Below are 4,214 nucleotides of genomic sequence, written 5' to 3' on the forward strand. Positions count from 1 at the left end.
TTTATTTCAGTTGGAGTAATATGGATGAAATCCATGGGGATTTTCAAAAAAAGGCCCCAACCTTTCTTAAAGCAAATTTAAATCTTGTATCTCCTTCTGTTGCGATCAACCAAATTACCCAAAGTCATCCCATAGACTCCATTCACTCCATCCAACTGGTTGAAGTTTTGGGGCAGGCTATGTACCGATTAAAGTATTTTTCTTCAAAAAATGGTACTAAAGAGGTGATTACCCAATTAGCTAATGCACAAAACGGTCAACTTCGAGGCCCTTTACAAAAAGAGGAAGCCATAGCATTAGCAAAAAGCCGTTTTGTAGATGATAGTGATATTTCCAATATTGAATACTTGGAACAAACCGGCAATCATCATGAATACAGAAGTGGACCCTTACCTGCCTGGGTAATAAGCTTTGACCATCCTTCAAAAGCAAATGTTTATATTTCAGCCAATGAGGGAAGAGTGGTTACCGTAAGAAATCAAAAATGGCGTATTTTTGATTATTTATGGATGCTTCATACCATGGATTATCAAGGCAGGGACAATTTTGGAAATCTTCTGCTTCGAATGTTTTCTATTTTTGGTCTCCTGACCATTAGTTCTGGTTTTGTGCTTTATTTTATTAGTTCTCCCACTTTTCGTAAGAAAAGGAAGCCTAGAACAGTGGTTGTTAAAGCAAAAGCATAAGTAGTAAAGGGAAAAGAATTAAAAGTGAAGTGTGCAGAATTGAGAATGAAAAATAATTTTTTTCTCAAGTTTTTCTTTCTTTTTTATTTCTATTAACCACTCTTCACTTTTAATTATAAAAATATCAATCAAGAGAAGCTAATTGAATGAGTTTGGCAACAGCAATATTGTTTTTTACTTCCTCTTGAATAAGAGCTAATTCATACCCAAATACTTGCAAATGCATACGAAGTACTTCTTCAAAATCCTTTCCACTCGCAGAATATTCCCTTAAAAGAAGTGTAACCGCCTGCTTCCCTTGCTCTATCTGTTGTTTATACCAGGTTATATTTCTCCTTGCCGTCTTTAAATCAAAAACAGTGAATTCATAAGCATTGGCCAAAAAATTTCTCAAACTATCTTCTTGTTGATTGATTACCTCCAAGCGGTAATCTGCCTCCTGTTTTAGGGCTTTGTACTTACCTCCATAAATGGGCAAATTGAGTTCAAGAAAAGGCAATAAAATTTCTCTTCCAGCAGCTACTGCTCTAAACCCTTCAATCCTCTTTACCGAATAAAAACTAATACCTATTCCAATAGTTGGCCAAAGACTTCTTCGGGCAACTTTTTGTTGGCTAAGGGCAGATTCCGTTAGAAAATCAACTCGTTTTAAACCTAAGTTTCGATTATAGATGGAATCTAACAAAGCGGTTTGATCAATTTCAGAAAGAAAAAAAGGGGAAGGCAAATGAATGCTATCTTTGGGGTTTCGAAAAAGAAGATTATTAAAACTTACTTGTAAAGGCAATCTTTTATCTTCAAAAGTTTTCAACTGAATTTTGAAATCCCGGATTTGCAATTGAACCCTTAAAACATCTACCAAACTTACCTGCCCTGTTTCATATTTTCTTTCAGCCAGTTTTTCCAGAAAATAATGTAATTCAAGGATCTCTTTAGTTATCCTAATTTTTTCTTCAACTTCATATAAACGATAGTAATTCTCCCTAACTCTAAAAAACACCTTGTTTTTGGTATTTTTAAAATCTTTATATTTGGCTTCTGCATTAAAAAGTGCAACAGATTTTTTCATTTTTAAAAGCCCAAACCAAGGAAATTGCTGAAAAAGAATAAAACGGAGCTGGGTACTCCCATTTCGGGTTTCAATGGGAAGAATAAAATAGCCAAAAAATAATTTAGGATCAGGAATGCTGCTCACTTGTGGAGCTAATTCATAAGCTGCTAGATACTCATTAAATAAAGCTCTTAACTCCGGATTGTTTTGGGCTGCTTCAAGAAGATAATCCTCTAATTTTTGCCCATAGGATTTAAGCGGACAAAATAGCAAAAGTCCGATCAGGACACAAAAGATATATTTTCCAATCCTGTTGCCTCCCATTTCCCTATCCCTATATCATTATACCTATAAGCTATGGATTAGTTTAGACTTTGGGCTATAATCCAATTTCAGAAAATCTTTAACAGATTGATTAATAAAAGCATAAAATCGAGCTATTTCGCCTTCAAGAAAAATTTTTCCTTCGGACATATTCTTTTAACTTTCGGTCGTTTTAACCTTAGAAATCAATTGAACTATGAAAGTCTTTTTTAAATCTGGCTGGTACTTTTTAATGGCCCTTTGGCTGCTTTCGGCTTGTGGTAATTCAGAAGAAAAACAAGAAGAAGAGAAATTTAAGGAAGTAATGTCCATTCATGATGAAGCCATGGCTTATATGGGAAAAATCATGGACCTCAACCGTAAAATAAAAAGTGAAATAGAAATCCTACAAGTCGACACCCTACAGAATCACTCAGAAAAAATTTCAGCTCTTCAAAAAGGAAGCCAACAATTAATTGATGCTAACAAAATAATGATGGATTGGATGCATGGCTTTGAAAAGCCTGAAGCTGAAACCATGTCCCATGACGAAATAATGGCCTATTATGAACAGGAAGAGAAAAAAATAGATGAGGTTAAGAAACAAATGGAAGCCTCAATTGAAAAAGCTAGTGTTTTAATTGAGCCTTAAAAAATAGTCCAAAAACAAAATGCGAATCTTAATTTTTTGAAGAGCTAGAAGAGACGCCATAAATCGCGTCTCTTTTATTTTTTCACCTTTTATCTTCTGTGAATCATTTAATCTTATAATGATTCATGATTAATTTTTCATAAACCTTATAAGGAAGATACTTTTTCAACACAGGTGTAATTGTTTCTAAAAAAGCTCCTACACGATAACGTTCCTTTGGATTAGCCGTGTTAATAATTTTTTCGACCAATGGTCCAATCACCTCAGGAGTAGGAGCTTTCTGCATCCCTTTCTCTATAAGGGCATTTGAAACCTGTAAATACTTTGAATATGGTGAGTTTTTATTCTGATTGGGCTCCACGCGGTTTTGACCAATATTGGTATTAAAATCACCCGGTTGTAAAATGGATGCCTTTACCCCAAAAGGCATTAATTCCATCCGCATAGCTTCGGTAATCCCTTCCAATGCAAATTTGCTAGCAGAATATATTCCCCTGAATGGCAAACCCACTTCTCCGGCAATTGAACTAATATTTATAATGTGTCCGGACCTTTGGGCTCTCATTATTGGCATTACTGCTTTACAGACTTTAAGGGCCCCATAAACATTGGTTTCAAATACCTTTTTCACATCTTCAATGGGCACATCCTCCAATGCAAAAATAATTCCCAAACCTGCACTGTTAACCAACACATCAATTCTTCCCTCCTTAGTATTGATTTCCTCAACAGCCTGCCGTACGGAAGTCTCTTCTGTAACATCCATTTGCAGGAATTGAATTTCATTTGGTTTGCTTTCCCTTTGACTACGGCTTGTTCCATATACTTTGAAACCACTGGTAAGCAAATGCTTGGCAATTGCTTCTCCTATACCTGAGGAAGCTCCTGTAACTAAGGCAATTTTATTCATAATTGAGAAAAATTTACAGTTAATCCGATTGTTACAAAAAAGTTAAATTATAGAGCTAATGTTTAGCGTTGCCTTCACCTAAAAAAAGCTTAAAAAACTTCCTTCATAATAATCTCCATTTTGTATTGTATTTATCGGCATGCAAAGTACTTGAATTTATTTAAAAAAATCGACTTAATTTATCTTTAAGCTTCAGCCAGGATTCCAGAATGTTCTCCTTATTTGGTAGTTGGCCCTTTTCTTCCAGGTCGCTTTTTTTCCAACCTTCTTTTGGGCTATGCACATTAATTTGATGAACCATAAAAGACATAAAAAATTGAGAAAAGGAAGTAGCTTCGGAAGGGCTTAATTCACCTCCCACCATTAACTCCGTGGCCAATTTTATAGTTATTAACTGCGCTAACGAACTATTTACTACTTCTTCCTTACCATTTAATAAATTTAGAATAAGGCTCCAGTTGTCCTTCGCCAATTCGGCCTCAAACTCAAGGATCACATAATTAATGGCTAAATCTGAAATTTCTTCAGCTCTCGTAGGTGATAAATGAAAATGTTCTTCCAGGGCCTCTATTAAATACGCCTTTTCCGAAAGTAAGATATCTCGCAGCATCT

The 4,214-nt window shown here is 35.2% G+C and carries 5 protein-coding genes; 2 read left to right on the forward strand and 3 right to left on the reverse strand.

Translation table 11 applies throughout. From position 1 onward, the window contains the following. On the forward strand, nucleotides 1-686 hold a 686-nt coding region (locus E1171_RS23675), incomplete at its 5' end, for a hypothetical protein (protein ID WP_187696292.1). 124 nt (nucleotides 687-810) lie between these two features. Here the strand turns inward: E1171_RS23675 and E1171_RS06015 are convergent. Beyond that, complete coding sequence (locus E1171_RS06015; RefSeq protein WP_155205073.1) at nucleotides 811-2,061, reverse strand: TolC family protein; 1,251 nt, start codon at nucleotides 2,059-2,061, stop codon at nucleotides 811-813. Between the two features lie 196 nt (nucleotides 2,062-2,257). On the opposite strand from E1171_RS06015, the gene E1171_RS06020 reads away from it, so the two are divergent. Then, nucleotides 2,258-2,692, forward strand: coding sequence for a hypothetical protein (locus E1171_RS06020; protein ID WP_155205075.1), 435 nt, complete (start codon nucleotides 2,258-2,260; stop codon nucleotides 2,690-2,692). A 103-nt stretch (nucleotides 2,693-2,795) separates the two neighbouring features. Here E1171_RS06020 and E1171_RS06025 read toward each other — a convergent pair whose 3' ends face one another. Then, nucleotides 2,796-3,602 (reverse strand): SDR family oxidoreductase, encoded by an 807-nt coding sequence (locus E1171_RS06025; protein WP_155205077.1) that lies wholly within the window; start codon nucleotides 3,600-3,602, stop codon nucleotides 2,796-2,798. A gap of 160 nt (nucleotides 3,603-3,762) precedes the next feature. Beyond that, a partial coding sequence (locus E1171_RS23680) for a hypothetical protein (RefSeq protein ID WP_187696293.1) occupies nucleotides 3,763-4,214 on the reverse strand: 452 nt, incomplete at its 5' end.

It is taken from the genome of Xanthovirga aplysinae (assembly GCF_009711365.1).
Classification (GTDB): Bacteria; Bacteroidota; Bacteroidia; order Cytophagales; family Cyclobacteriaceae; genus Xanthovirga; species Xanthovirga aplysinae.